The 25,232-nt window shown below is 62.9% G+C and carries 22 protein-coding genes and 1 pseudogene; 12 read left to right on the top strand and 11 right to left on the bottom strand.

The annotated features are described in order from the left end of the window. Window positions 1–56: 56 nt before the first annotated feature. A complete protein-coding gene (nudE, locus tag THIVI_RS12160) occupies window positions 57–596 on the bottom strand; it encodes an ADP compounds hydrolase NudE (RefSeq protein ID WP_014778890.1) in 540 nt (179 codons plus the stop codon). A gap of 24 nt (window positions 597–620) precedes the next feature. Between nudE and yrfG the strand changes: the two genes are divergently transcribed. Next, on the top strand, window positions 621–1,304 hold the full coding sequence (yrfG, locus tag THIVI_RS12155) for a GMP/IMP nucleotidase (RefSeq protein ID WP_014778889.1): 684 nt from the start codon (window positions 621–623) through the stop codon (window positions 1,302–1,304). A gap of 45 nt (window positions 1,305–1,349) precedes the next feature. Here the strand turns inward: yrfG and THIVI_RS24720 are convergent, their stop codons facing one another. Together THIVI_RS24720 and THIVI_RS12150 are read right to left on the bottom strand one after the other, a co-directional pair. Further along, window positions 1,350–1,667 (bottom strand): hypothetical protein, encoded by a 318-nt coding sequence (locus THIVI_RS24720; protein ID WP_157174434.1) that lies wholly within the window; start codon window positions 1,665–1,667, stop codon window positions 1,350–1,352. Window positions 1,668–1,737: 70 nt separating this feature from the next. After that, window positions 1,738–3,468, bottom strand: a complete 1,731-nt coding sequence (locus tag THIVI_RS12150; protein ID WP_014778888.1) for a DEAD/DEAH box helicase — start codon at window positions 3,466–3,468, stop codon at window positions 1,738–1,740. 225 nt (window positions 3,469–3,693) lie between these two features. On the opposite strand from THIVI_RS12150, the gene trxA reads away from it, so the two are divergent. Both trxA and rho read left to right on the top strand, forming a co-directional pair. Further along, the gene (gene trxA, locus THIVI_RS12145; RefSeq protein ID WP_014778887.1) at window positions 3,694–4,020 is read left to right on the top strand and encodes a thioredoxin TrxA; all 327 of its coding nucleotides are present in this window, start codon (window positions 3,694–3,696) and stop codon (window positions 4,018–4,020) included. A gap of 184 nt (window positions 4,021–4,204) precedes the next feature. Continuing rightward, on the top strand, window positions 4,205–5,461 hold the full coding sequence (rho, locus tag THIVI_RS12140) for a transcription termination factor Rho (protein WP_014778886.1): 1,257 nt from the start codon (window positions 4,205–4,207) through the stop codon (window positions 5,459–5,461). 249 nt (window positions 5,462–5,710) lie between these two features. On the opposite strand, the gene THIVI_RS12135 is transcribed toward rho, so the two are convergent. From THIVI_RS12135 to pbpC, 4 genes are all read right to left on the bottom strand, one after another. Further along, on the bottom strand, window positions 5,711–7,132 hold the full coding sequence (locus tag THIVI_RS12135) for a GGDEF domain-containing protein (protein WP_014778885.1): 1,422 nt from the start codon (window positions 7,130–7,132) through the stop codon (window positions 5,711–5,713). Continuing rightward, entirely contained in the window at window positions 7,125–7,721 is a 597-nt protein-coding gene (locus tag THIVI_RS12130; protein ID WP_014778884.1) for a YfiR family protein, read from the bottom strand. The genes THIVI_RS12135 and THIVI_RS12130 overlap by 8 nt, the downstream gene beginning before the upstream one ends. 17 nt (window positions 7,722–7,738) lie before the next feature. Continuing rightward, window positions 7,739–9,709 (bottom strand): TonB-dependent receptor plug domain-containing protein, encoded by a 1,971-nt coding sequence (locus THIVI_RS12125; RefSeq protein WP_041447560.1) that lies wholly within the window; start codon window positions 9,707–9,709, stop codon window positions 7,739–7,741. Window positions 9,710–9,972: 263 nt separating this feature from the next. Then, the gene (gene pbpC, locus THIVI_RS12120; protein WP_014778882.1) at window positions 9,973–12,105 is read right to left on the bottom strand and encodes a penicillin-binding protein 1C; all 2,133 of its coding nucleotides are present in this window, start codon (window positions 12,103–12,105) and stop codon (window positions 9,973–9,975) included. Between the two features lie 64 nt (window positions 12,106–12,169). On the opposite strand from pbpC, the gene THIVI_RS12115 reads away from it, so the two are divergent. The 6 genes from THIVI_RS12115 (at window position 12,170) to THIVI_RS12090 (ending at window position 19,680) form a co-directional block, all read left to right on the top strand. Then, the gene (locus THIVI_RS12115; protein ID WP_014778881.1) at window positions 12,170–12,412 is read left to right on the top strand and encodes an OadG family protein; all 243 of its coding nucleotides are present in this window, start codon (window positions 12,170–12,172) and stop codon (window positions 12,410–12,412) included. A 101-nt stretch (window positions 12,413–12,513) separates the two neighbouring features. Then, window positions 12,514–14,313, top strand: coding sequence for a sodium-extruding oxaloacetate decarboxylase subunit alpha (oadA, locus tag THIVI_RS12110; protein WP_014778880.1), 1,800 nt, complete (start codon window positions 12,514–12,516; stop codon window positions 14,311–14,313). A 5-nt stretch (window positions 14,314–14,318) separates the two neighbouring features. Further along, the gene (locus THIVI_RS12105) at window positions 14,319–15,452 is read left to right on the top strand and encodes a sodium ion-translocating decarboxylase subunit beta (protein ID WP_014778879.1); all 1,134 of its coding nucleotides are present in this window, start codon (window positions 14,319–14,321) and stop codon (window positions 15,450–15,452) included. A 471-nt stretch (window positions 15,453–15,923) separates the two neighbouring features. Further along, a complete protein-coding gene (locus THIVI_RS12100; RefSeq protein ID WP_041446972.1) occupies window positions 15,924–17,267 on the top strand; it encodes a tetratricopeptide repeat protein in 1,344 nt (447 codons plus the stop codon). Between the two features lie 101 nt (window positions 17,268–17,368). Next, window positions 17,369–18,244, top strand: coding sequence for a TauD/TfdA family dioxygenase (locus THIVI_RS12095; protein ID WP_014778877.1), 876 nt, complete (start codon window positions 17,369–17,371; stop codon window positions 18,242–18,244). A gap of 365 nt (window positions 18,245–18,609) precedes the next feature. Continuing rightward, a complete protein-coding gene (locus THIVI_RS12090; RefSeq protein WP_014778876.1) occupies window positions 18,610–19,680 on the top strand; it encodes a DUF2333 family protein in 1,071 nt (356 codons plus the stop codon). A gap of 109 nt (window positions 19,681–19,789) precedes the next feature. On the opposite strand, the gene THIVI_RS12085 is transcribed toward THIVI_RS12090, so the two are convergent. Then, on the bottom strand, window positions 19,790–20,146 hold the full coding sequence (locus THIVI_RS12085; RefSeq protein WP_014778875.1) for a type II toxin-antitoxin system PemK/MazF family toxin: 357 nt from the start codon (window positions 20,144–20,146) through the stop codon (window positions 19,790–19,792). Further along, window positions 20,146–20,391: an AbrB/MazE/SpoVT family DNA-binding domain-containing protein gene (locus THIVI_RS12080; RefSeq protein WP_014778874.1), complete on the bottom strand. Its 246-nt coding sequence runs from the start codon at window positions 20,389–20,391 to the stop codon at window positions 20,146–20,148. The genes THIVI_RS12085 and THIVI_RS12080 overlap by 1 nt, the downstream gene beginning before the upstream one ends. A 487-nt stretch (window positions 20,392–20,878) precedes the next feature. On the opposite strand from THIVI_RS12080, the pseudogene THIVI_RS12070 reads away from it, so the two are divergent. Together THIVI_RS12070 and THIVI_RS12065 are read left to right on the top strand one after the other, a co-directional pair. After that, a pseudogene (locus THIVI_RS12070) lies at window positions 20,879–22,084 on the top strand (IS3 family transposase). Beyond that, window positions 22,081–22,308, top strand: coding sequence for a PIN domain-containing protein (locus THIVI_RS12065; protein ID WP_052315021.1), 228 nt, complete (start codon window positions 22,081–22,083; stop codon window positions 22,306–22,308). Before THIVI_RS12070 ends, THIVI_RS12065 begins: the two are co-directional and overlap by 4 nt. Window positions 22,309–22,900: 592 nt before the next feature. Here the strand turns inward: THIVI_RS12065 and THIVI_RS12060 are convergent. Together THIVI_RS12060 and THIVI_RS12055 are read right to left on the bottom strand one after the other, a co-directional pair. Next, entirely contained in the window at window positions 22,901–23,140 is a 240-nt protein-coding gene (locus THIVI_RS12060) for a DUF2442 domain-containing protein (RefSeq protein WP_014778872.1), read from the bottom strand. A 10-nt stretch (window positions 23,141–23,150) separates the two neighbouring features. Continuing rightward, window positions 23,151–23,420, bottom strand: coding sequence for a DUF4160 domain-containing protein (locus THIVI_RS12055; RefSeq protein WP_014778871.1), 270 nt, complete (start codon window positions 23,418–23,420; stop codon window positions 23,151–23,153). Between the two features lie 805 nt (window positions 23,421–24,225). Here THIVI_RS12055 and THIVI_RS12050 point away from each other — a divergent pair. Continuing rightward, the gene (locus tag THIVI_RS12050) at window positions 24,226–25,209 is read left to right on the top strand and encodes an IS110 family transposase (RefSeq protein WP_014778870.1); all 984 of its coding nucleotides are present in this window, start codon (window positions 24,226–24,228) and stop codon (window positions 25,207–25,209) included. Window positions 25,210–25,232 lie beyond the last annotated feature (23 nt).

The following is a 25,232-nucleotide window of genomic DNA, read 5'->3' as shown; positions in this document are numbered from 1 at the left end:
GGTGAAGGCGATGGCCACCACGGAGATTCACGGGGATCGGTTTTTCTGAAAATACCTCAGATCCGTAACGCCCGCATGGCCAGAAACAACGCGGCGATGGAACGCGCCTCGTCGAAATCGTCGCGGGCGAGCAGTGCGTCCAGGTTGCTCAGGTGCCAGGGCACGACCTCGATCGGCTCGGGCTCGTCGCCCGGCAGGCGTTGCGCATAGAGCCCCTGAGCCAGCACGATCAAGCTATGGTGTTGAATATAGCCGGGCACCAGCGACACGCGGTCGATGATGCGCAACTCGCGGGCGGCATAACCGATTTCCTCCTGAATCTCGCGGTTGGCGGCGGCGATGGGCTCCTCGCCCGGCTCGACCACGCCCTTGGGGAAACCCAATTCGTAACGATCGGTGCCGGCGCCATATTCGCGGATCAGGAGCACCGTTTCGGCATCCAGCATGGGTACAATCATCACCGAATCGGCGCCGCCAGGGATGCGTTCGTAGGTCCGGCGGCTGCCGTTGGCGAATTCCAGATCGACCTGCTCGATCCGAAACAAATGGCTCTCGGCGACCAGACGGCGGTCAAGAATTTTGGGTTTTGGAGGCATGCGCGACATCCCGAGGTCAAGAATATGATCGATTGGAACCGGATCGACAGCGTCTTTCTGGACATGGACGGCACCCTGCTCGACCTGCATTTCGACAACCATTTCTGGCTGGAGCATGTGCCGCGCCGCTATGCCGAGGCGCGCGGGTTATCCGTCGAGGTGGCCACGGCGGAACTGCTGCCGCGCTATCGCGAGATCGAGGGTACCCTGAACTGGTATTGCCTGGATCACTGGAGCCGCGAACTGGGGCTGGATATCCTCCTGCTCAAGCAGGAGGTCGAACATCTGATCGCCGTGCATCCGCATGTCGTGGATTTTCTGGAGACGCTCGCGACGCTCGGCAAGCGGCGCGTATTGGTCACCAACGCGCATCAGAAGTCGCTTGGCCTCAAGCTGGAACGCACCCGGCTCGGCGGTCATTTCGAGCGCATCCTGTCCGCGCACGCTTTGGGGGTCGCGAAAGAGGCGCCGGATTTCTGGTCGAAGCTCCAGGCCATCGAACCCTTCGATCCCGAGCACACGCTGTTCGTCGACGACAACCTGAGCGTTTTGCGGGCCGCGAAGTCATTCGGTTTTCGCTGGTTGATCGCAGTGGTGAAACCGGACTCGAAAGGTCCGCGCCGGTCGGTTAGCGAATTTTTGGCCATTGGCGATTTTTCGGAGTTGCTGCCCGTCAGTAGGACGGACGCCAATCCTTCAGGTGCATGATCGCTGTCAGATCCTCCGCCTTGCGATAGTAGCGGTCATCGGCGGTCACGAGGATTGCGTCGCTTTCCAAGGCGACGGCATGATCTTGAAGCAACCATTTGATGACGACGCTCGCGTCGAGGACGAACCATCACGGACGGCCGATCGCGCGGGCCGCGAGGATTGCTTTGCTGGTGAGCGGTCGGCGCTGGAAGCGCGTTCTGTCAACAGGCGGAATGCTTCCTCGCGCCCGCGTCGTTGCGCGGTATCTTCAGCCGCTTGCCGCATGAGTCGCGCCACGATGGCGCGTCTGTCCTGGCCCAAGAACTCATGGCCGAAGGCAGCCTTGACGTCGTCGGGAATGCTGAAGCTGATCGTGGCCATCGATACTCTCCGTTTCGTTAACGCGGGCGAAGATGATCGTCGGCTGATGTGCGAATCGTGCCACGGAGTTTTATTCCACGGTCTCCGGCAGCGGATTCGCGCTGACCTGCTGCTCCTCCGCGCCGCCTTCGGTCGGTTTGCGCCGGCGCCGGCGGCGCTTGGGTTTGGTTTCGTCAACGCCGGTCACTGGTTCCGAGCTGGGCTCCGCAACCGGCGCGGTCAAGATGGCCGGGGCGGGCTCGGGCTTTGGTTGCGCCGGGGAGAGCGGCCGACTGGTCAAGGCGGCTCGCTCGACCTTGGGACGGGTCGATGTCGGCCGCCGGACCCTGGTGGGAGGCGTTGGCGCGGACGCGGGCGGGGTCGACTGGATGTCGGGAGCGATCGTCAGCGCGGGTGTCGAGACCGGCGCGGCGACTGGCACCGTCGCTTCGGCGGGTTTGGCCGACGCCGTTGGCTTGGCTTCGGAAGCGCGCCTTGGCGTCGACGCCCGGCTCCGTTCCTCGCGCGCGCCTGGACCCTCGCGCCTGGTCCGCTCGCCACGCGCGGGCGCCGCGCTACGGGTACCGCGTCCGTCGCGCCGCTCTTCACGATCCTCGCGGGCCGGACGCAATCGGCTGCGCGGATTCACGTCGGCTAGCAGCGCCGGGTCCACTGGAAAAACTGGAATCTTGGCACCGATGAAGGTTTCGATATCGGGCAGACAGAAGGCGTAGGTCTCGCAGACGAAGCCGATGGCGTCCCCGGCAGCGCCGGCGCGCGCGGTGCGCCCGATGCGGTGAACATAATCCTCGGGATCTTCCGGCAGGTCGTAATTGACCACATGGGTCACGTCCGGGATGTGCAGACCGCGCGCGGCCACGTCGGTGCCGACCAGCACCGGCAGGTTACCCTCGGTGAAATCGCGCAGCAGCTTGAGACGCTTGTTCTGCGGCACGTCACCGGACAGGACGGCGGTGTTGATGCCGTTGCCCTGCAGATAGCCCCAGACCCGGTCCGCCTCGCGCTTGGTGTTGACGAAGACCATGATGCGGGCATCCTTCCAGCCGCGCACCAGTCCGATCAGCAGCGGGATCTTTTCCTCGTTGGAGGTCATGTAACAGCACTGACGCACGCGGTCGGCTGTGATCTTGTCGGTCTCGATCTTGATCAGTTGCGGGCGGTTCATGTGCTCGTAGGCGAGTTCGGTCACCCGATAGGAGAGCGTGGCCGAGAACAGCATGCCGAGCCGCGACTCGGGGGGTGGCATCCGGCGTAGCAGAAAACGGATGTCCTTGATGAATCCGAGGTCGAACATGCGGTCCGCCTCGTCGAGCACCACCGCCTCGATGGCCTTGAGATCGAAGACGTTCTGCTTCAGATAGTCGATCAGGCGTCCCGGCGTGCCGATCAGGATATCGACCCCGGCGGCCAGATCGTCGCGTTGCTGTTGATAGCCGGTGCCGCCATAGACCAGCCCGGCCCGTAGCCCGGTGTGGGTGGCGAGCAGCAGGGTATCGCGGTGAATCTGCACCGCCAGTTCGCGCGTCGGCGCCAGGATCAGCGCCCGTGGATGGCTGATCTGTCCCGGCGGCGGTGGCGGCGTGTTGAGCAGTCGCTGCATGACGACCAGCAAAAAGGCGGCGGTCTTGCCGGTGCCGGTCTGGGCCTGGCCGGCGACATCGCGCCCGGCCAGGGCGATCGGGAGGGTTTCGGCCTGAATCGGCGTGCAGCGGGAAAAACCCGCGTCGGCGAGGCCGGCCAGGATGCGCGGGTCGAGGTCGAAGCCGTCGAAACGGACCTGGGTGAGATGTTTATCTGTCATGAAATTTGGCTGTCGGGATTGTCGATCGTTGAGGCCATGAGCCTCGCGAACGGGCAAGGCTTGCAAATTGTCTGCGCTTTGGATCAAATAGCATCTTACCCAAGGGCTGTTATCAACGCCAATCCGCCCGCCCGCCCCTCAAGCCGATCCGCGCGCCGCCTTCACTGGCCGGTCATCACGCCTTTCACACAACTCAATGCAAAATAAAAATGGGAGATAACTTCAGTGAGCGATAGCATCGTCCATGTGACCGATGACTCTTTCGAAGAAGAGGTTTTGAAATCCCCCGAACCCGTGCTCGTGGATTACTGGGCCGACTGGTGCGGGCCGTGCAAGATGATCGCGCCGGTGCTCGACGAGATCGCCGGGGAATACGCGGGCCGGCTCAAGGTCGCCAAGCTCAATATCGACGAAAACCCCGGCACGCCGCCGCGCTACGGCATTCGCGGCATTCCGACGCTGATGCTGTTTCGCGCCGGCGAGGTCGAGGCGACCAAGGTTGGGGCGGTGTCCAAGTCGCAGTTGACCGCCTTTATCGACAGCAATCTTTGAAGCGACGCGCCGACAAGACCCGCGTGTTTTTCACGAAACCGCCTGGAACAAACCAACGCGGGGCGCCCGACCGGGCGCCCTCTCTCCGGTAAGCTGCCGCCCTTCAGTCGCCTTCCCGCGCGACTCCGGCCCTTCGCGGGGCGCTGCCGACCAGCCACGACCTCTGTCCTTAACGAAAATCGCGATGAATCTAACCGAACTGAAGAAAACGCCAGTGCCCGAGCTGGTTGCCCTGGCTCAATCCATGGAAATCGAGGGCGTTGGACGCTCGCGCAAGCAGGATCTGATCTTTGCCATCCTCAAGGCCCAGGCCAAGCGGGGCGAGGATATTTCCGGCGACGGCGTGCTGGAGATCCTCTCGGACGGCTTCGGCTTTCTGCGCTCCGCCGATGCCTCCTACCTCGCCGGTCCCGACGACATCTATGTCTCGCCCAGCCAGATTCGCCGCTTCGCGTTGCGCACCGGCGACACCATTTCCGGCAAGATTCGTCCGCCCAAGGACGGCGAGCGCTATTTCGCGCTGCTGAAGGTCAACGACATCAACTTCGACCGGCCCGAGAACGCCAAGTCGAAGATCCTGTTCGAGAACTTCACCCCGCTGTTCGCCAACAAGCGGCTCACGCTGGAGATCGGCAACGGCAGCACCGAGGACATCACGGCGCGCACCATCGATCTGGTGGCGCCCATCGGCAAGGGCCAGCGCGGGCTTATCGTCTCGCCGCCCAAGGCCGGCAAGACCATGATGTTGCAGAATATCGCGCAGTCCATCGGGCACAATCACCCGGACTGTTATCTGATCGTGCTGCTGATCGACGAGCGCCCGGAAGAGGTCACCGAGATGGCCCGTTCGGTGCGCGGCGAGGTGATCTCGTCGACCTTCGACGAGCCGGCGACCCGTCACGTTCAAGTGGCCGAGATGGTCATCGAGAAGGCCAAGCGGCTGGTCGAGCACAAACTCGACGTGGTGATTCTGCTCGATTCGATCACTCGTCTGGCGCGTGCCTATAACACGGTGGTGCCCTCGTCCGGCAAGGTGCTGACTGGCGGCGTGGACGCCAACGCGCTGCAACGGCCCAAGCGTTTCTTCGGTGCGGCCCGCAATGTCGAGGAAGGCGGCAGTCTGACCATTCTGGCCACCGCGCTGGTCGATACCGGCTCGCGCATGGACGATGTCATCTACGAGGAATTCAAGGGTACCGGCAACATGGAGATCCATATGGATCGCCGTATCGCCGAGCGCCGCATCTTCCCCTCGATCAACATCAACCGCTCCGGCACCCGTCGCGAGGAACTGCTGATGGGGCCGGCGGAGCTTCAGAAGATGTGGATTCTGCGCAAGATTCTGCATCCGATGGACGAGCTGGCCGCGATGGAATTCCTGCACGACAAACTCAAGGCGACCAAGACCAATGACGAGTTCTTCTCGTCGATGAAGGGCTGACGGTTTTGCGTCGACCCTTGGGACCGCCGACAGGTTGTCGGCGGTCGCATTTGGTAAGAATTTTCCCGGAAATTGCCTAACCCGGATTTTTCACCACAAAGGCACGAAGAACGCAAAGGAAACAATATCTTGAAGATTTCCATGCGGCTTGTCTCCTGGTCGAGCCAGCCTCGGCCAAGCTTCCGCCAAACATCCTTGATTCAATCCTTTGCGGCCTTTGCGTCTTTGCGGTGAGAAATCCGGGTTAGGTTAAACCACCCGATCCCGCCCGCCCTCTTTCGCCTGATACAGCTTGCGATCGGCAGCCTCGACGAATTCGTCGAGACTCTCGACGCTGTATTCCTGGACGCCCGCGCTCACGGTCACCCGCAGGCGTGGCTGCGGCCACTTCAACGTCTTGAGCGTGATGCGGATTCGTTCCGCGATATCCTTGGCCTTCGCAGCGTCCGCGTGCGGCAGGATCACGAGAAATTCCTCGCCTCCGTAGCGTCCGGCCACGTCGACTTCGCGAATGCAAGCGCGGAGCACGACGGCAATCTGGATCAAGACCTCGTCGCCGACCCCGTGCCCGTAGGTGTCGTTGATGCTTTTGAAGTGATCCAGGTCGAACAGGATGACGGAGAGCGGATGGCCATAGCGGTTGACCAGATCGATCTCGCTGATCAACCGCGAAAAAAGATAACGCCGGTTGTAGAGTCCGGTGAGGCTATCGGTGAAAGACGCCGCGCGCAGCTCATCTTGGATTTTTTTCATGTCGGACACGTCAACCAGCGAGATCAGCCGGCTTGGCGCGCCGGAAAAACGCAGTGGAATCGTCGAAACCAACGCCCACCGCAGGGTTCCGTCCACGTCGAGGATGGGCATTTCGCGGGGTTCTTCCTCTTGATTCGGCAGCCCCGACGCATGAAGCGCACGCCAGGACTCGCTGGAGAAGCGCCCGTTTTGGTCTTCGCTCAGAGCAAGATACGCCTTGGCCGCCCGGTTGATCTGGCGCAATCCGCCTTGATCCGCTTCGATGAGCATCATGGGAAAGGGCGCCGCCTCGAAGATATTGCGCAGATTGGACTCGCTTTCGCCCAGGCGCCGCAGGAGTCGATTGCTTTCCCACCAGGCGAAACCGATCAGACCGAGGATGGTTCCGCCGAGCCAAAGCAGTTTGATCCGGACATCGCGTACCAGTTGCTCCAAAAACTGCGGGCTGGAGTAGCAGGTGGCGATCCCGACGAGCTGATGATTTCGCGGATGGTAAAGGGGAATCTGGGCGACGAAACAGTCGGCGCATTTGTCCTCTCCCAGGGCCACGTCGAGACTTCCGCTGGGTACACCGATCAGATCATAGTCGACGATCAGTTTGATTCCGCGGATGAAGGGTGCCCCGGTGGAGCGATCCTTGAGTAGCAGGATGGCGTCCAGCGCGGTTTGCAATTCGATCTGCAGGCGATCCAGGGCGACATCGCCGCCGAGGAGCTTCTCGATACCCTGGGCCTGGGCCTGTGCCAGCGCGCTCGAACGGCTCTCGGCCTCCGAGCGCAAGGTTGGCTCCAGCACCAGAGACCAGTGCAGGCCAATTAGGATGGTCAGTATCAGGCCGAGCAGACCAAAGATCAGCGCCAGGTTGCGTTCGAACCGGGGCGATAGAGGTCGGGTGGCGGCGAAGGTGGTTTCAGTCATCCTGATACTGCCGGGCTACCTGAAGGAAAAATGGCTTGAAGCGGATGTGTGCCCGTCGTGCCTGAGCGATGTTGATGTGCGGCAGGATGCGATCGGCGACATAGATGCCTGCCACGGCGCCTTCCTCAACGGCGCCGGCAAAGGGCGAGAACACCAGTATCCGATAACGTTCCGACCAGGTCCGCAAGCGACGTGGATCCAATCCGACGCTGGCGATGAAGATCCCGGCCGCCAGTCCGCCGGAACCCTGATCAAGCTCTCTGGCGGACAGGATGCTCGCGCGCAGCGGATGGCCGCGAATCCGGTCGATGGTCTCCAGGCTGGAGACGGCCTGCCGGGCGGGCGCATCGGACCCTTCGTAGACGACCAGCACCCGCAGCGAGTCGTTCTGGGCGAGCACGTCGTCCAGCGACTCCAGCGCGCCCAGACAGGCGGGAAAGAGCTTCAGTCCCACCCGCAGGCGTTGCGCGTCCTCCTGCCAGAGCGCCGAGGTTTCGGCGCGCGCCACGGGCATTCCGATCCACAGCGGCAGGCACAGCGACAGTCCGAGCCACAGCGACCGAGCCAGCGCGGGGGCGATGAGGCTCATGGCCGGCGCGGGCGTCGTCAGAAGGCGTAGCCGACCGACAGCCACCAGCGCCGGCCGGGGCGCGGGTAGCCGTCCGGATAGGGGAGATCGACCCCGCCGAAACTGGTGAGCTGATCGGGATAGCGAATGTCCGCATCGGTCAGGTTTTTGATCCCCAGAGAGGCGAACAGCCCCTTGATCGGCGCGCGGTAATTCAGGGTGCCATCCCATTGGGCGTAGGGATCGATCGCTTTGCGGCCGGGGAGATCCTGTCGCTGCCGCTCCCCGACATAGCGCAGTTGCAGCGCGGCGGTCCAGCGTTCTTGCGGTTTCCAGAGCAGCGCCAGATTGCCGAGCAGGCTGGCGCCGCCCGTCAGCGTCTCGCCGGTGGCGGGCCGCGTGGCGTCCACATAGGAGAGATTGGCATCGAGCTTGACCCTGGCGCCGAGTCGATGCACATATTCCAGCTCGATCCCACGCAGTCGCGCATCCGCGCCGTTGACATAGCCTTCCCCGCCGATTTCGTCGAAGGCGATCGGCTCGGTCAGGTCGGAGTGGAAGAGGGTCAAACGCCCTTCCCACTGGGGCTTGGTCAGGATGTAGCCCAGCTCGTAGGTGGCGATCTCGCTGGCGTCCAGGGACGGGCAGGCGGCATATTCCAGTTCATAAAAGGTGGGCGGTCGGAAGGCCCGCGCATACTGGAATTTGAGCACGTTCGCGGGATCGATCCGCCACACGGCGGCCAGGCGTGGACTCAGGAAGGCGCCCACGTCGCTGTAATCGTCATAGCGCAGCGTCCCGGTCAACGTGAGCCGCTCGCTGACGCGAAACTGATCCTGCGCGATCGCACTGAGGATGTGCCGCTCGCGAGCGAGATCCAACCAGGTCGCGGGGATCTCGAACGGCAGACCGCTCCACTCCCAACTCGCCTGGTCGACCTCGACCTGACTGGCCTCCAGGCCGAACAGCAGGGCATGCTCCGAGACGGGCCGCCAGTGGAGATCGGCCGCGGCCAGCAGGCGGGTTTCGCGATAGTCCTGATCCATGCGGATCGGCGCGTCGCCGAGATACGTCGCCGGAAAGACGTAGAGATCGTTGCGGTCGCGCTCGTGTTGCAAGGCCTCCAGACGGAGGCGCGCGTCGAGCGACTCCGAGAAACGCACATGGTGTCCGACCTCGGCCGTCAGAGAACGATTGCTGGAGGCGAGATTCTGGTCCGGCGGCGGCAGAAAATGGTTGATCCCGAAATGATCGCCGTAGTCGTCGTTCAGGAGTTTGACCGACGCGAAGGTGTCGCCCCATTGCAAGTTGGCGAAGAGTCCACGGTAGCGATGGGCCTCGTTGGAGCGCCCCGGCGCGTTCGAGAGTTCCGGTTCGCCGGTCGCGTGGAGCGCGTCCTCCGCGACCCGCACGCCCGCGCCGTCGCCCTCTAGCCCGGCCAGGTTGACCGAAAAGGTCAGATCCCGCCGGGGGTCATGCCAGTTCCAGATCAGACCGCCGCCGCTGTCCGCGTCCTCGCCGGACTGAAGATGCAGGGTGCGCGCCTGTTTGCGCGTAACGATGTTGACCACGCCCGCGTAGGCATACTCGCCGTATACCGAGGAGCCGGGGCCGCGGATGACCTCGATCCGCTCGATCTGCTCGATCGGGATGTCGAGCACCGCGTTGGCGGTCGCCAGCAGCGTGGAGTTCATGGATACGCCATCGAGCAGGATCTTGACATTGCCCGAGGCATAGCCGAAACCGACGCCACGGCTCAAAATCTGGCGCTCGCCGGTCATTTCGAGCCCTTGCGCGATGCCGGGCACCAGCGACAGCGACTGCCAGACGGTGCGCGCCCCGCGCGCGCGCAGTTCGTCGCCGTTCAGGACGGTCGCGATGCCGGGGATGAAATTCGCGTTCATGCCTGTTTTGGTCGCCAGCTCGGTTTCGTTCTCCAGGAGCGCGAGCAGGTCGTTGAGTTGACTGTCGTTTTCCGGGTTTTCCCGAGGTTGTCCAACACTGGCCATCGACAACAGGGTTGCGCCGAGGCAGATGGATCTGAAGCGATGCCGTTGCGATGGTAGAGCGCCTGCGAATGGATTCATCCCGATGCGCGCGCGTAGAAAGGTGGCGTGAAAATCCATGTAAGATTCCAGTAAAACAGCTTTTCGTGTTTTCGTTGCGGTATTCCATCTTCCGATCATTCTACTGTCGCTCGCCGCTTTTCTGATAGGAGTCAAATCTTAATCCGAAGCATCAAATCGACGCTGAGCCAGAAGCGACCCTAGAATCACTCCAGAAACACCGTCGCGCGCGCTGCTGCGCCCCGGCCATCGATCAACGAAATGACGACGAATCCGGGGCCATCCGGGGTCCAGCGGGCGATCCGGTCGAAGGGCGCGCGCGGGATCGGCAAGCCATTGGCAAACCAGGTAAAAGGCGGCGTGCCGCCGCGCGCCTTGAGCACCAGTTCGGCACCTCGGCCCGAGGCCAGTCCGAGATCGATCCGAGCGCCCGATGGAGGATAGGCGATCTCCAGGACAGGGTCTGTCGCATCCGATGCACTGGCCTGCCGGGAATCGCGCACCCGTTGCAGCGGCGGCGGCAGCGCGGCGGCACTGGCGGCGGACAGGATGCCGGGCGGCGCCGACGGTAGCGGGACGCGCGGACCCAGACGGGCGAAGGCGTCGAACAGGATGGGCGCGGCGGCATCCAGACCGACCAGACCCGGCACCGGTGCGCCATCCGGGCGCCCGGTCCAAACGCCGATGACATGACGACCGTCGAAGCCGATCGCCCAGGCGTCGCGGTAGCCGTAGGAGGTGCCGGTCTTGAAGGCGATGCCGCCCGTCGGGGTGTGCATCGGGGTTGGCGCGCCGGCGAGGATGGAGGCGACCGACCAGGCGGCGCGCGTATCGAGCACCGGCGGTCCCTGAGTCACTGCTGACACATCGGCTGGCACCCCGAGCGCCTTTTCCGTTTGCGTTCCATGCAGACGCTCTTTCAGCGCGACCGCCGTTCCGCCCCGCGCGATGGCGGCATAGAGCCGCACCAGATCGGCGAGGGTCAGACCGACCCCGCCCAGCCCGATGGCGAGCCCCGGCGGCGAGCGGTCCGGCAACAGCGGACGGGCGCCGGCGCGCCGCAGGCGTGCCGCCAAACGCTCCGGCCCGACGGCATCGAGAAGCTGGATCGCGGGGATATTCAGCGAGAGTTGCAGAGCCCGGCGCACGCTGACCGTGCCCTGAAATTGGCGGTCGAAGTTGGTTGGGACATAGCCGGCGAAGCCGCTCGGGCGATCCTCGATCAGGCTCTCGGGATGGGCGATGCCGTCCTCGAAGGCAAGGCCGTAGATCAGCGGTTTGAGCGTGGAGCCGGGCGAGCGCGGGGCGCGGGTCATGTCGATATAGCCGCGTCGCCCGTCGTCGAACGGATCCGCCGAGCCGACCGAGGCCAGCACCTCGCCGGTGACGTGGTCGACCGCCAGCAGGGCGAGCGAGACCTTGGTGCCCAGCGCTGGCGCGCGGTTGGCGGCCAGGCGTTCCAGACGTTGCTGGAGCCCGGCATCGATGGTCAGGCGCTGGCTGGTCAGTTCCGGGTGCGCCCGATGCAGACGCCAGGTCAGATGGGCGGCGAGCATCGGGAAGGGCCGCCGCCGGGTCGGCACCGGTTCGCGCAGCGCGGCGGCCAGCGCGATGTCGTCGATGACGCCGAGACGGTGGACGCGCTCCAAAATTCGGTCGCGCGCCCGACGCAGGGCGGCCGGATCGCGATCGGGCCGACGCGACTCCGGCGCCTGGGGCAGGGCCACCAGCACGGCGGATTCGGCGGCGCTCAGACGGCGCGGTTCCTTGCCGAACCAGGCCAGCGCGGCGGCGCGCACCCCTTCGAGATTGCCGCCATAGGGCGCGCGCGTCAGATAGGCGGTCAGGATGGCGTCCTTGTCCAACCGGCGTTCCAGGGCTAGCGCAAGACGGATCTGACGCAGCTTGCCGGCGAGGCGCCGGGTCGACTCGCCCTCCAGCAGTCGGGCAACCTGCATGGTCAAGGTGGAGCCGCCGGAGACGATGCGCCCATTGACCAGCAATTGCCCGGCGGCGCGCAGCAGCGCGCGCGGGTCGACGCCAGCATGCGTGCGAAACCGCCGATCCTCCACCGCCAGCAGCATGGCGAGATAACCCGGATCGACCTGATCTAGACTGACCGGCAGACGCCAACGCCCGCCAGCGACCGTGAAGGGACGCAGCAAACGCCCGTCGCGGTCGAGCATCAGGGTCGAAACGACGGGGTTGGAGTCGGGGAGTTCGGTGGCAACGATGAGCGCGGCGACACCGATCAGACTGCCCACGACCAGCGCGACGAGCAGCCCGCTCAGGGCGACCGCCCGCCAGCGACGCCGCCAAACCTTGCCGATTGCCCTCATCACGGTTACGCTCGCGGGTTTGCGGCATCCGAGCCGATTGGCTTTCCCGATGGGATCTTAGAGCATGAATGAAAGTGCGTTATTAATCGAGAGTCTGCGCCTGATGGTCATCGGCATGGGCATTGTTTATGCCTTCTTGCTGCTGTTGGTTGGCGTGTTGCGCCTGATGTCCACGCTGATCCTGCGCCTGGCGCCAGAGGAGACGCCGGCGCTCGCTACCGCGCAACCGCAGTCTCCATCCGCCGCGCCCGACGACCTGATCGCGGTCATCGCCGCCGCCGTCGCGCGTTACCGTCGTCACCACTGAGGTCCGAGCGTCCGCCCCCGCCAATCATCCCGAACCCCATCGATCACGTCCGCTCCAGGCGTCGAGTACGTCCGGTCCTGCACACTGACAGAAATGAAGCCATGACACAGAATTCTCCTCTTGGTATTACCGATGTCGTCCTGCGCGACGCCCACCAGTCGCTGCTGGCGACCCGCATGCGTATCGAGGACATGCTCCCGATCGCCGCAAAGCTCGACCAAGTCGGCTACTGGTCGCTGGAAACCTGGGGCGGCGCGACCTTCGACGCCTGCATCCGCTATCTGGGCGAGGATCCCTGGGACCGTTTGCGCCAACTCAAGGCCGCGATGCCCAACACGCCCCAGCAGATGCTGCTACGCGGACAGAACCTGCTCGGTTATCGCCACTATGCCGACGATCTGGTCGAGAAATTCGTCGAGCGCGCCGCCGTCAACGGCATCGGCGTGTTCCGGATCTTCGACGCCATGAACGATCTGCGCAATCTGGAACAGGCGGTGCACGCGGCCCTGGCCACGGACGCCCACGCCCAGGGCACCATGTCCTATACCGTCAGTCCGGTGCACGATGTCGATTACTGGGTGGACATGGGACGGCGGCTGGAGGACATGGGTTGTCACTCCATCTGCATCAAGGACATGGCCGGACTGCTGCGGCCCTATGTCGCCGAGGAACTGGTGACTCGCCTGAAGGCGACCTGCGCGATCCCGCTCGGGATGCAGTGTCACGCCACCACCGGACTCAGCACCGCGTCCATCCTCAAGGCCGCCGAGGCGGGGATCGACATGGTGGATACGTCCATCTCCTCGATGAGCATGACCTACGGCCATTCGCCCACCGAATCGGTGGTCGCCATCTTCCAGGGGACGCCGCGCGACACCGGGCTCGACCTGCTGCTGCTCGAAGAGATCGCCGCCTATTTCCGTGAGGTCCGCAAGAAATACGCCCGTTTCGAGGGTGCGCTCAAGGGCGTGGACTCGCGGATTCTGGTCGCCCAGGTGCCCGGCGGCATGCTGACCAACATGGAGAACCAGTTGCGCGAGCAGGGCGCCGGGGACCGTCTCGACGAGGTGCTGGAAGAAATTCCGAGAGTGCGCAAGGAACTGGGTTATCTCCCGCTGGTGACGCCCACCTCGCAGATCGTCGGCAGTCAGGCGGTGCTCAACGTGCTGATGGGCGAGCGCTACAAGAGCATCACCAGCGAGACCGCCGGCGTGCTCAAGGGCGCCTATGGGGCCACCCCGGCGCCGGTCGATGCCGATCTGCAGGCGCGGATCCTGAAGGACGGCGAGGAACCCATCACCTGCCGCCCGGCGGACGACCTGAGCCCGGAGCTGGAGCGACTGACCGAAGAGCTGGAGACCATTGCCGGCGAGCGCAAGCTTGATCTGGTCGGGGACGCCGTCGACGACGTGCTCATCTATGCGATGTTCCCGCAGGTAGGCCTGAAATTCATCGAGAATCGCGGCAACCCGGCGGCCTTCGAGCCGCCGCCCTGGACCATCGAGGACAAGCCCGCCGCGCCCGTCGCGGCGGCAAGCGCGCCGGCGACGACGCCTACCGGTCCCGAGCGCTATCGCATCGAGGTCAACGGCCGCGCCTATGATGTCAACGTCTCGCCGCAGGGTGCCATCGACTCGCCGCACCCGCTGGGGCAGGCGGTCGCGCCCGTGGCGGCGTCCCGATCCGATACTTGCCCCGTCGCGTCGCCGCTGGCTGGCACCATCGTCAAGGTCATGGTGAACGAGGGTCAGTCGGTCGCGGCCGGCGCCGTCGTGGTCGTGCTTGAGGCCATGAAGATGGAGGCGGAGGTCCGGGCGATCACGGCCGGCACCGTCATCGACATTTGTGTCAAGTCAGGCGACACCGTCGCCGTTGGCACCCCGCTGCTCACCCTGGGCTGACCGCGATGGACGAACTCCAACAACTCTGGCTCTCCACCGGGATCGCTAATCTGGACTGGGGCCAGGCCCTGATGATGGGCGTCGGCTGCCTCTTGATCTATCTGGCGCTTGTCAAGAAATTTGAGCCGCTGCTGCTGGTGCCGATCGGGTTCGGCGCGCTGCTGTGCAATATCCCGATTGCCGGGATCGGCGGGCCGGATGGCCTGATCGGACAGGTCTATCATGTCGGCATCGAGAGCGGCGCCTTTCCGCTGCTGATCTTCATGGGGGTCGGGGCGCTGACCGACTTCAGCGCGCTGATCGCGCGACCCTCCACGCTGCTGTTGGGGGCCGCGGCCCAATTCGGCATCTTCGCGACCCTGATCGGCGCCGTTTTGCTCAACGGGCTGCCGGGGTTCGACTTTACGATGAAGGAGGCTGCGTCCATCGCCATCATCGGCGGCGCGGATGGACCCACCGCCATCTTCCTGGCTTCGCGGTTGGCGCCGGATCTGCTCGGGGCCATCGCCGTCGCGGCCTATTCCTACATGGCGCTGGTGCCGATCATTCAGCCGCCGATCATGCGCGCGCTCACCACGCACAAGGAACGCGCCGTGGTGATGGAGCAGATGCGTCCGGTCTCGCGCTTGGAGCGCATCCTGTTTCCCTTCGTGGTGCTGATCCTGTGCGCCCTGCTGCTGCCTTCGGCGGCCCCATTGATCGGGATGCTGACCTTCGGCAATTTGCTGCGCGAAGCCGGGGTGGTCGAGCGCCTAAGCCGCGCGGCCCAGAACGAGATCATCAACATCGTCACCATCCTGCTGGGTCTGGCGGTCGGCTCCAAGCTGTCGGCGGACAAGTTTCTCACGCTGGAGACGCTCGGCATCCTGCTGCTCGGGGCGCTTGCCTTCTGCATCGGCACCGCTGCCGGGGTCTTGATGGGCAAGGTCATGTACCGTGTCACGGGCGGCAAGGTGAACCCCTTGATCGGCGCCGCCGGCGTCTCCGCCGTGCCCATGGCCGCGCGGGTCGCCAACAAGGTTGGGCAGGAAACGGATCCGCACAATTTTCTGCTGATGCACGCCATGGGGCCGAACGTGGCGGGCGTGATTGGCTCGGCGGTCGCCGCGGGCGTGCTGCTCGCGTTGGTCGGTCCCTAAAGAGCTGTCAGCAGCCAGCCTCCAGCCGTTGGTTTTCCGAGGTTTTCGCTGATCGAAGCCTTCTCCCGCTGGGCGATACCTCGCAAGCGAGGCGCGATGGTTAGGTCTTCGATTTAATCAAGCTGGCGGCTGGCGGCTGGCGGCTGGCGGCTGGCGGCTGCAGCAATTCTCAGTATGACCTGATGAAGCGAAAAACCCAGACGAATCAGGTGAGCAGTGAAGGGTTTCCCGTTCGTCCTGAGCTTGTCGAAGGATGAATGGGAAACCCTAAGCCTCTGAGCGTGAAGCCGTTCATGGTTCGACAAGCTCACCACGAACGGCTTCAGACTGCCTTAGCCCTGCTTTCCGGGCAAAGAAGGCAAACGGTCAGGCTCAAACTGAGAATTGCGGCTGGCGGCTGACTGCCGACTCGCTCGCGCCGGCATGATTCGCCCTTATGGGTTCCTGCTCACACTTGCCGGTTTTTGCAACATGAACGCCACTCAAGAACAGCCTGAACTCGACCTGACTCAGCCGCTCTCGATCGATGACGCCATGGATCTTGCGATGAATCTGCACCACGCGGGACATCACGAAGACGCCTACAAGATCTATTCGCGCGTCCTCGAACTGGAACCGAACCACCCGGACGCGCTGCATTTCATGGGCATCATGGCGCATCAGCGAGGGTGTGACGAGGATGCGATTCGCCTCATGTCGCACTCGGTCGACCTGCGACCGGATCATGCCGGCTTCCGCAGCAATCTGGGCAATCTCCTGCTCGACAACGAGCGTTTCGAGGCGGCGCAATGGCAATACTGCCAGGCGCTCGTCCTCGATCCGGACCGTCCGGACGCACTCAACAACCTCGCGGTGCTCTGCAAGGAACTCGGTCGGTACGAGGAGGCCGAGCGCTATCTGCGCCAAGCGCTCGATCTCTCGCCGGATTTCACCGACGCCCGCAATAATCTGGCGCGACTGTACTCCCGGATGGGACGGATCCAGGAAGCGGTCGAGCAGGCCAGCGAGGCGTTGGTCCGCGAGCCGCGCAGCGCCTCCAGCCGCGAGATGTTGGGGTACGCCTATTGCAAATCGGGGCAGTTCGACGCGGCCGCGAAGGTCTATCGGGAGTGGCTGGCGGACGAGCCCGACCATCCCACGGCAGTGCACCATCTGGCCGCCTGCACCGGACAGGGCGTTCCGCCACGCGCGTCCGACGCCTATGTGCAATCGGTCTTCGACGCGTTTTCAGCACGCTTCGATGCCAGGCTGGCCAATCTGGAATACCGCGCCCCTCAGTTGCTGGCCGAGGCGGTCGCGGCCTGCCTGGGCGCGGCGACGGCCAACCTGGAGGTGCTGGATGCCGGTTGCGGAACAGGTTTATGCGCGCCGTTGCTCAAGCCCTTCGCCAGCCGTCTGACCGGAGTCGACCTGTCGAGCGGGATGCTGAACAAGGCCCGCGCCCGCACCCTGTACGACACGCTGCGGCAGGCGGAACTGACCGCCGATCTGTGGCAACGCGCCGCTGGCTACGATCTCATCGTCTCCGCGGACACCCTGGTCTACTTCGGCGAACTCGACGAGACGATGCGCGCCGCGGCGCATGCGCTCCGCCCTGGCGGCCATCTGTGCTTCACGGTGGAAGCGCTGGCGGAAGGCGAGTCCGGCGACTATCGATTGCAGCATCACGGACGCTATGCCCATTCCAGGGACTATCTGGAGGCCACGCTGGCGCAGGCGGGTTTCGCCATCCTCACGTTGGAGCGGGTGGTTCCGCGCTGCGAGGGCGGCGAGCCGGTTGCCGGCTGGCTGGCGCTTGCCCAGCGTCGGCGATAGGCGTCAATGCCGTTGCGCCCGGACCCCGTTCGCGTCTCCATCTTTATCGCCGCGCCATCCAGCGCGGCATTCTCCAGAATCGCCAGGAGGACACTAGACCCATGTCGAATTCACCCTTTGATCTCAACGACGATGTCGCTTACCAACAATGGCGCGAGCGCAAACTCGCCGCCGCGCCCACCGATCTGGGCGCGCTGATCGTCGAGATCGGCGACCCGCGCCGACTCACCCCGGTCGAGCACGCCGCCATCCTGGAGCGTTGTCGGCTGGCCAATATGGCGATCTATGTGGGCGCGACCGGCGACGATCCGGATAAGTCCATCCCGACTGCTTTGGGTGCCAGTTTCGGACTGCATCGTCTGGACCACAACCCTGGTGCCGACGAGGACGCCATCACCTCGCTGACCGTCCAGACCGACGCCCGGCACGAAAACTATATCCCCTACTCCAACCGCCCGATCGCCTGGCACACGGACGGCTATTACAACCGCCCCGAGCGCCAGATCAACGGACTCCTGCTGCATTGCGTTCATCCCGCCGAATTGGGCGGCGAAAACGCGCTGCTCGATCACGAGATCGTCTACATTCTGGTGCGCGACCGCGATCCGGAGTTCATCCGCGCCCTGATGCACCCGGACTGCATGACCATTCCCGCCAATCGTGTCGACGGCGAGGAATTGCGCCCCGAGCAACCCGGTCCCGTGTTCTCGATCCGCCCCGATGGCCGGTTGCACATGCGCTATACCAACCGCGCGCGCAATATCGTCTGGCGCGACGATCCCTTGACCGCGGCGGCCGTCGCCTGTCTCAAGGAGGTTCTGCACACCGACTCGCCCTGGCATTTTCTCGGGCGGCTCGAAGCGGGTTGGGGGCTGATCAGCAACAATGTCCTGCACACCCGCACCGGCTTCACCGATGGCGCCATCCCGCGGCTGCTGTACCGGGCGCGGTATTACGATCGGATCGCCGGGAGCTGAACGGGTCAGTCGCCAGGCGCGGTTGGCCAAACGCGGGATTTATCGGGAAATTGCAAATTGTCAGTTCGCCGCATATCAGGAATCAATAACATATTGAATTATTCGACAATCTGATTGATCCCGGTGCGGAGCCGGCCCGTGCCTCATTGCACCCGCCGATCCAATGCCTCTGGACAAGGCGATTTCCGGAAAAGTTCATACCCACTTTCGTGGTGACATTGCATCCGTTCGTGGTGAGCTGGTCGAACCATGAACGGATGCAATGTCGGCCTCGGAGCACGATTTCCGCCCGTCCTTCGACAAGCTCAGGACGAACGGAAATCGGTAAAGTCATTCCCGTAAATCACCTAAGGAGCCTGGAACCGATGAACAGCAAATCTCCCGTTGACACTGAATCGACCGAGCATCCGCGACCCCTTCACGGGGAGCGGCGGTCAGGGTTCGGTCGCGTCCTGCGTGTCTTGAGCGCCGCGTTCGCGCTCTATGTCTTCGTGGTTCTGGGGCTGGCCTTCTATTGGAACCGACCGCCAGCGACCCTCGATCTCTCCGGGGTGGCGGATGAATCGGCCATCCAGTCGGGCGACCGGGTTCCTGGCAGCGCGCTCGTCGCGACCGCGATCGGGATAGGCGAGACCCTGCTCGATAAACCCGGCGGTTTCCTCTACAACGACATCGCCCCGCCCGGCGTGTTTCTCGACAATATGCCGAGTTGGGAGTGCGGAAACATGATGGCGCTGCGCGACTTCGTGCGCTCGTTGCGCAACGATTTCAGTCGCTCCCAGAGCCAATCCTACGAAAACGAGGATCTGAAACAGGCCGACCTGCATTTCGCGATCGATCCGAACTCCTGGATCCTCCCAACGGCCGAGGATGAGTATCGCAAGGGGATCGCGTCGCTGAAGAACTATCTCGATACCTTGAACCGCCAGTCGGGCGGGGCGGGGCACTTCTTCGCGCGGGCGGATAATCTCGCGAGTTATCTGAACGTCATCGAAAAGCGTCTGGGACATCAGGGGAGCCGCTTGCGGGCAAGCGTCGCCGATCCCGCGCTGGCGCTTGCGCTGGCCCCGAATCCTGGCGACGCGGAACGGACGCCGACCGAGTCGCTCGACGCGACTCTCGACGAGACGCGGACGCCCTGGAACGAGATCGACGACGTCTTCTATTGCTCGCGCGGCTATAGCTGGGCGCTCCTGCACATCATGGAGGCGATCGAGGTCGACTTCAGGGACGTTCTGGAGGCCAAGGGCGCCCTCACGCTGGTGCAGCGGATGACGCGCGATCTGCGCGGCGCCATCCGGCCGATGGCCAGCCCGATCATCCTGAGCGGCGACGGTTACGGCATCCTCGCCAACCACTCGCTCACGATCGCCTCCTACATCTCGCGGGTGAATGCCACGATCCTCGATCTGCGGAATTTGCTGAAGGATGGTTGACGCGCGGCGTGACCAAGGTGATTTCCGAGAAAATTTCTATCGGGATCAACGCTGCAAATCAGCGTCTGTGCCGATCGAGACGTAAGGTACGCGATGCGTACCCTCGCAGCTACGCGGATCGATCAAACAGAATGGCTTCGACTCTGGCCAGGACGTCATCGACGATCTCTCGCGGCGCAACCTCCTTGAAGCGGACCTGCCGCGCACGCCAGTCGAGTGACTTCAATTGATGACAGTGAACGGCTCCCTGGATCGCCGTTCCCGCTCCCATCAGCGTCACCACGGTGCCATGGGTGCGAGCCGCCGCCGCAGTACCTTGGGAAATCGGGCACATCATCGCCAGCCCTTGCTGGTTGAAGACCTTGCCGCTCACGACAAGACCGAAGTGCGGGCCTTTCATTTCGCGGCCGGCGGAAGGGTCGAAATCCAGATGCACGATGTCGCCACGATTCGGCAGGTACGCCATCAGTCGTTCTCCAGTCCGACCGAGGGCATGTCATCCCAACCGTCGACACGCGGCAAACCGTCCGGCATCTCGGCGATCAGGTCGGCCAGCTTGTAACGCGGACGGGGTGGCGCTTCGACCGTCATGGTCCTGCCAAGAAGATGCAGCTCAACCTGGGAGCCTTCGCCCAGTGCATTCTGGTCAATAAAGGCCTTGGGCACTGTCATCACGAGCGAGCCACCGGCTTTGCGTAGGGTCTGAAGCATGTGGGTTTCTCCTGTTTGCGCAAATCCTACTTTAGTAAAACTTTTTGTTTGACTCAAGTCGGGTGATCGCGCTCGACTGTCACCGTGCGCGGGTGTCACAGCGGGTGGCGTATCGCGGTCGCGTATTGTGACACAGCAAACGCACGGCTCCAGCGGTGCGTGTCCGGTGACGCGACGCTGGAGCCTAATAGGAGCCAGAGTCACCACCGCTTGACGTGAAAGAGGGTCTCTACCCGGCTAGACTTTACTGGACACGAATGTGGCACTGTATTTTCTCGCGGGTCGTCTGGCGTAGGCGTTACCGTCTGAAGCGGTCGTCGTGTCGGTCATCACGGAAATGGAATTGCTGTCGTATCCCGCGTTGAATGCCGTGGACGAGGCGGCGATCCGCGATTTTTTAAGCAATGTGACCATCATCGATCTGAGGTTCCCCTGAAATTTCGTCTTCCAAGGGTGACGTAAACTGACGTTCACACTGGAGACGATGATGCAGAAGATCCCGCAACCGGAATACACCACCGAGTTCAAGGAACAGGCGGTCAAGCGCGTCAAGGATGGCAAGACCGTGGGCGCCGTGGCCAAGGAGATGGGGCTGGTCGAGCAGACGTGACGCAACTGGGTCAAGGCATCCGATGCGGGCAGGCTTGATGACCCTGGCGCCCGGAAGGTGACGCCGGAGGAGATGGAACTGTCGCGTCTGCGCGCGGAAGTGATCCGCCTCAAGCGCGAGGTCGACATCTTAAAAAAAGCGACGGCGTACCCTTCGGCTGCGCTCAGGACAGGCTTCGCGAGGGATGCGCTGTTCAGTCTGCCCTGGATTGACGCGCAGCGCCCGACGTTCGACCTGGTCGCGATGTGTGGGGTGCTGGCGGTCAGCATCAGCGGTTATCGCGCCTGGAAACGCGGTGGCCACCCGGAACGCCGATGGCTCACGGATCTCCAAATGATCGTCCTGATTCAAGCGATCCACGCCGAAGTCAAGGGCGCCGACGGCAGTCCACGCCTGCTGCGGGAGCTGCATGCACGGGGCTTTCCGGCCAGCAAAGAACGGGTGGAGCGACGGATGCGCGAGAACGGCATCCGCGCGCGCCACAAGCGCCGCTACAAGGCCACGACGGACTCCAAGCACGCCCTGCCCGTCGCCAATAACCTGCTCGCGCGTGATTTCACCCCGAGTGGCCCGAATCAGGTCTGGACCGCCGACATCACGTACCTGTGGACCGATGAAGGCTGGCTGTCTCTCGCCATCGTGCTGGATCTGTTCAACCGCGAAGTCGTTGGTTGGTCGCTCAAGCCGCGCATGACCGCCGATCGCGTCACCGATGCGCTCACCATGGCCTGGTTCCGACGCAAGCCAGCCACCGGCCTGATGCATCACTCCGACCGGGGCAGCCAGTACGCCAGCCATTGTTTCCAGGACAAGCTGACCGAAGACGGGATGGTCTGTTCAATGCGCCGCAAGGGCAACTGCTGGGACAATGCCCCCACCGAGAGCTGGTTCAACAGCTTCAAGAACGAGCGGGTCTTCGGCGAGCACTTCGCCACGCGGGAAGCGATGAAGGCCGCGGCTTTCGAGTACATTGAGGTGTTTTACAATCGCAAGCGGCGGCACTCGACCCTCGGTGACCACTCGCCGGTCCAGTTTCTGAAAGACTGGCTCAACGCTCAGCAGAGAGAAAAACGGGTAGCATGAGCACACTCCCTTGGAAGACGAAAAACCGAGGGAACCTCAATCTCAACCGGGAAATCAAGAAGGCCGCCATTGCGTTGCGTCAGGTGCATCGGCTGAAGCGACCGGATGCCATCATTGCGGCAACTGCCCAGCCCTTGCAAGCGACGCTCTATACCAACGACCTGAAACTGTTGGGTCTCCCGAGGTTATCGGCGCAGGCATTGCCGCTGATCGAATTGGCATAGCCAAAGTAGTACCATTCGGCGCATCGAAAAACCGCCGCGTTTCGGGAAGCAACGCGGCGGTTCAATCGGTCAGGTCAATCCGTTTGTTCAATCGTCAGAAATTCTCAGTTTGAGCCTGACCGTTTCGCCTTCTCTGCCCGGAAAGCAGGGCTAAGGCAGCCTGAAGCCGTTCGTGGTGCGCTTGTCGAACCATGAACGGCTTCACGCTCAGAGGCTTAGGGTTTCCCGTTCATCCTTCGACCCTTCGGCTCCGCTCAGGACTCAGGACGAACGGGAAACCCTTCACTGCCCACCTGGTTCATCTGGGTTTTTTGCTTCATCAGGTCATACTGAGAATTGCTGTTCAATCGGCATCCGTACCGTTTGAGAGGTGTAAGGTACGCGATGCGTACCTTTGTATCTTAAACCTCGTGATGGTTAGCTCCCGCCGTGACTCCCTGCCCGGTTGCCAACCGGGCGGGTTAGCCATGTAGAACCCACGCGCCGACAATCAGTCAGGCGTGGTGCCGTGATTCGATGGGTTTCACGGCCAATCGGCGTCCGTGCCAATCATTAAACGTCGCGCCATGGCCGTTCCACCCATCCACGCTGGCTATACCGGTATCGACCACTCGTAAAGTGTTTCGGGTGCAATGTCGATATCGCCCGGCCAAGTGACGGTGCCATAATCAACCCGTGCCAAGGAAAAATACCCTGGGTTTTCCAGACGACGAAAGACCGGATAGTGCAAATAGGCACGCATATCGAAACGCCGCTGCTCACCCCCAGTTCCAGTAAAGGTGAGCAGTAACCCAAAATCGGCAATCGTCTCAACGGAATTGACCTCGATCATCGTCAATACCTCACCGCAAAGGATCAATCGGAAACACAGGCTCGCCATTCACCGCCAATGCCCAATCCGCCATCAATTCGTCTTCATGGATGGCGACCCAAGCTTGTACCAGGCGCAGTTTTTTAGCCGGAAGATCACCCTCCAGCAGGTTTCCTTCCGGAATGGAGATGACCGCTCGTTTACCTTGGTATTCAACATGAAGATGTGGCAAATGATCCTGTTGCGTATCCATGAACAGCATCCGAATGATGATGCCGTAGAACATGCTGATGGTTGGCATGGCATTTTGCCCGCGTCATGGGTCAGGCGATCAGTGTAACTCCAACCCGGTTGGGTAGCCACAAGGGTAGAGCGCAGCGAAACCACCGAACCCCGCGCCAAGTCATCAGAATTGCACCATAAAAAACGCCCCCGGTTTCCCGAGGGCGTTCAAGTCAGTCAGGCGTGGTGCTGTGGTTCGATGGGTTTCACGGCTCATCGACGTTCGTGCCGATCGTCAGCGCAGTACCATGGCTGTTCTACGCATCCTACGCTGGCTGAAACTGTTGGGTCTCCCGAGGCTATCGGCGCAGGCATTGCCGCTGATCGAATTGGCATAGCCAAAGTACCATTCGGCGCATCGAAAAACCGCCGCGTTTCGGGAAGAAACGCGGCGGTTCAATCGGTTAGATCAACCCGTTTGTCCAATCGGCATCCGTGCCGTTTGCGAGGTGTAAGGTACGCAATGCGTACCCTACCCGGCTACCCGGCTAACGCAAAACGCCCCCGATGTCGCGGGGGCGTTTTGGTCAAGCGATGGCGCGGTGGTCGATGGGTTTCACGGCCAAGCGGCGTCCGTGCCAGTTGTCAATGTCATACCATGGCCGTTCTACCCATCCTTGTATCTTGAACCTCGTGATGGTTAGCTCCCATCGCACGAGACCGAGGCAGCTTGCACCCATCCTGAAGGCATCGACCTTGTGAGGTAGATCAAGCCCTCGGTCTCTTCTCTCACGCCAGCACTGACACTGAACGGTATCCAAGGGACGAACCCTGCATGCACCAGGCAAGTGGGCGTGACGGTTCCATCGTCGGAGGGTTGTCACATGATTTCTCTCGGCATTGATGTCTCGAAAGCGAAACTGCACCTCTGTCTGCTGCGCGAGGCGGACGGCAAGCAGAAAACCAAAGTCATCGAGAACACCCGCGCAGGCATCGCGACGCTGCTTGACTGGTTGGCTCGCCAGGACGTCGAGCGCCCACAGGCGCAGGTGATCCTGGAGGCGACGGGCGTTTATCACGAGGCCGTCACCGAGGCGCTACACGCCGCTGGCATCCGGGTCTGCATGGTCAATCCAAAGCAGATCAAGGACTTTGCGCGGGGTTTGGCGGTGCGCACCAAGACCGACGGCATCGATGCCTTCACGCTGGCCCGCTTCGGCCACCTCGTCAATCCACCTGCCTGGGAGCCTCCGCCGCCGGCCGTCCGTGAACTGCGGGCGCTGTTGCTGCGCCAACAATCGCTCGCCGAGGATCTGCGCCGCGAACGCAATCGCCGTGACACCGTGGCGATGACCACGACGCCGGCGCTGGTCCTGACCTCACTGGATGACACCATCGCCTTCCTGGAGCAGGAACTCGCTAAATTGCAAGGCGAGATCGACGCGCATCCGGATCGCCATCCGGACCTGAAGGCCGACCTGCAACTGCTCACCAGCATTCCCGCCGTGGGACACAAGGTCGGGGCTCAACTCCTCGTCGTCCTGCGCGAACATGACTTTCAGTGCGCCGAACAAGCCGCCGCGTACCTGGGTGTTGTGCCGATCGAACGCCAATCCGGCACCTCCGTGCACGGGCGCCCGCGCCTGTCGAAAGCCGGGCCGTCCAGGGTGCGAGCCATCCTGTACATGGCCGCCATCGTGGCGATCCGTTACAACCCACAGGTCAAAGCCCTGTACGAACGCCTGTTGGCGCGCGGCAAATCTAAAATGGCCGACCTCGGTGCCGCGATGCGCAAACTCGTTCATCTGTGCTTCGGCGTTCTCAAAAACCGGACACCGTACCAAGCCGATTATACGAAAGCGGCTTGACAGGAAAGACGGTATCTACGCTG

Origin of the sequence: Thiocystis violascens DSM 198 (assembly GCF_000227745.2) — a bacterium.
In the GTDB taxonomy this organism is placed as follows: Bacteria; Pseudomonadota; Gammaproteobacteria; order Chromatiales; family Chromatiaceae; genus Chromatium; species Chromatium violascens.
This window is presented reverse-complemented; position numbering and strand designations above follow the sequence as displayed.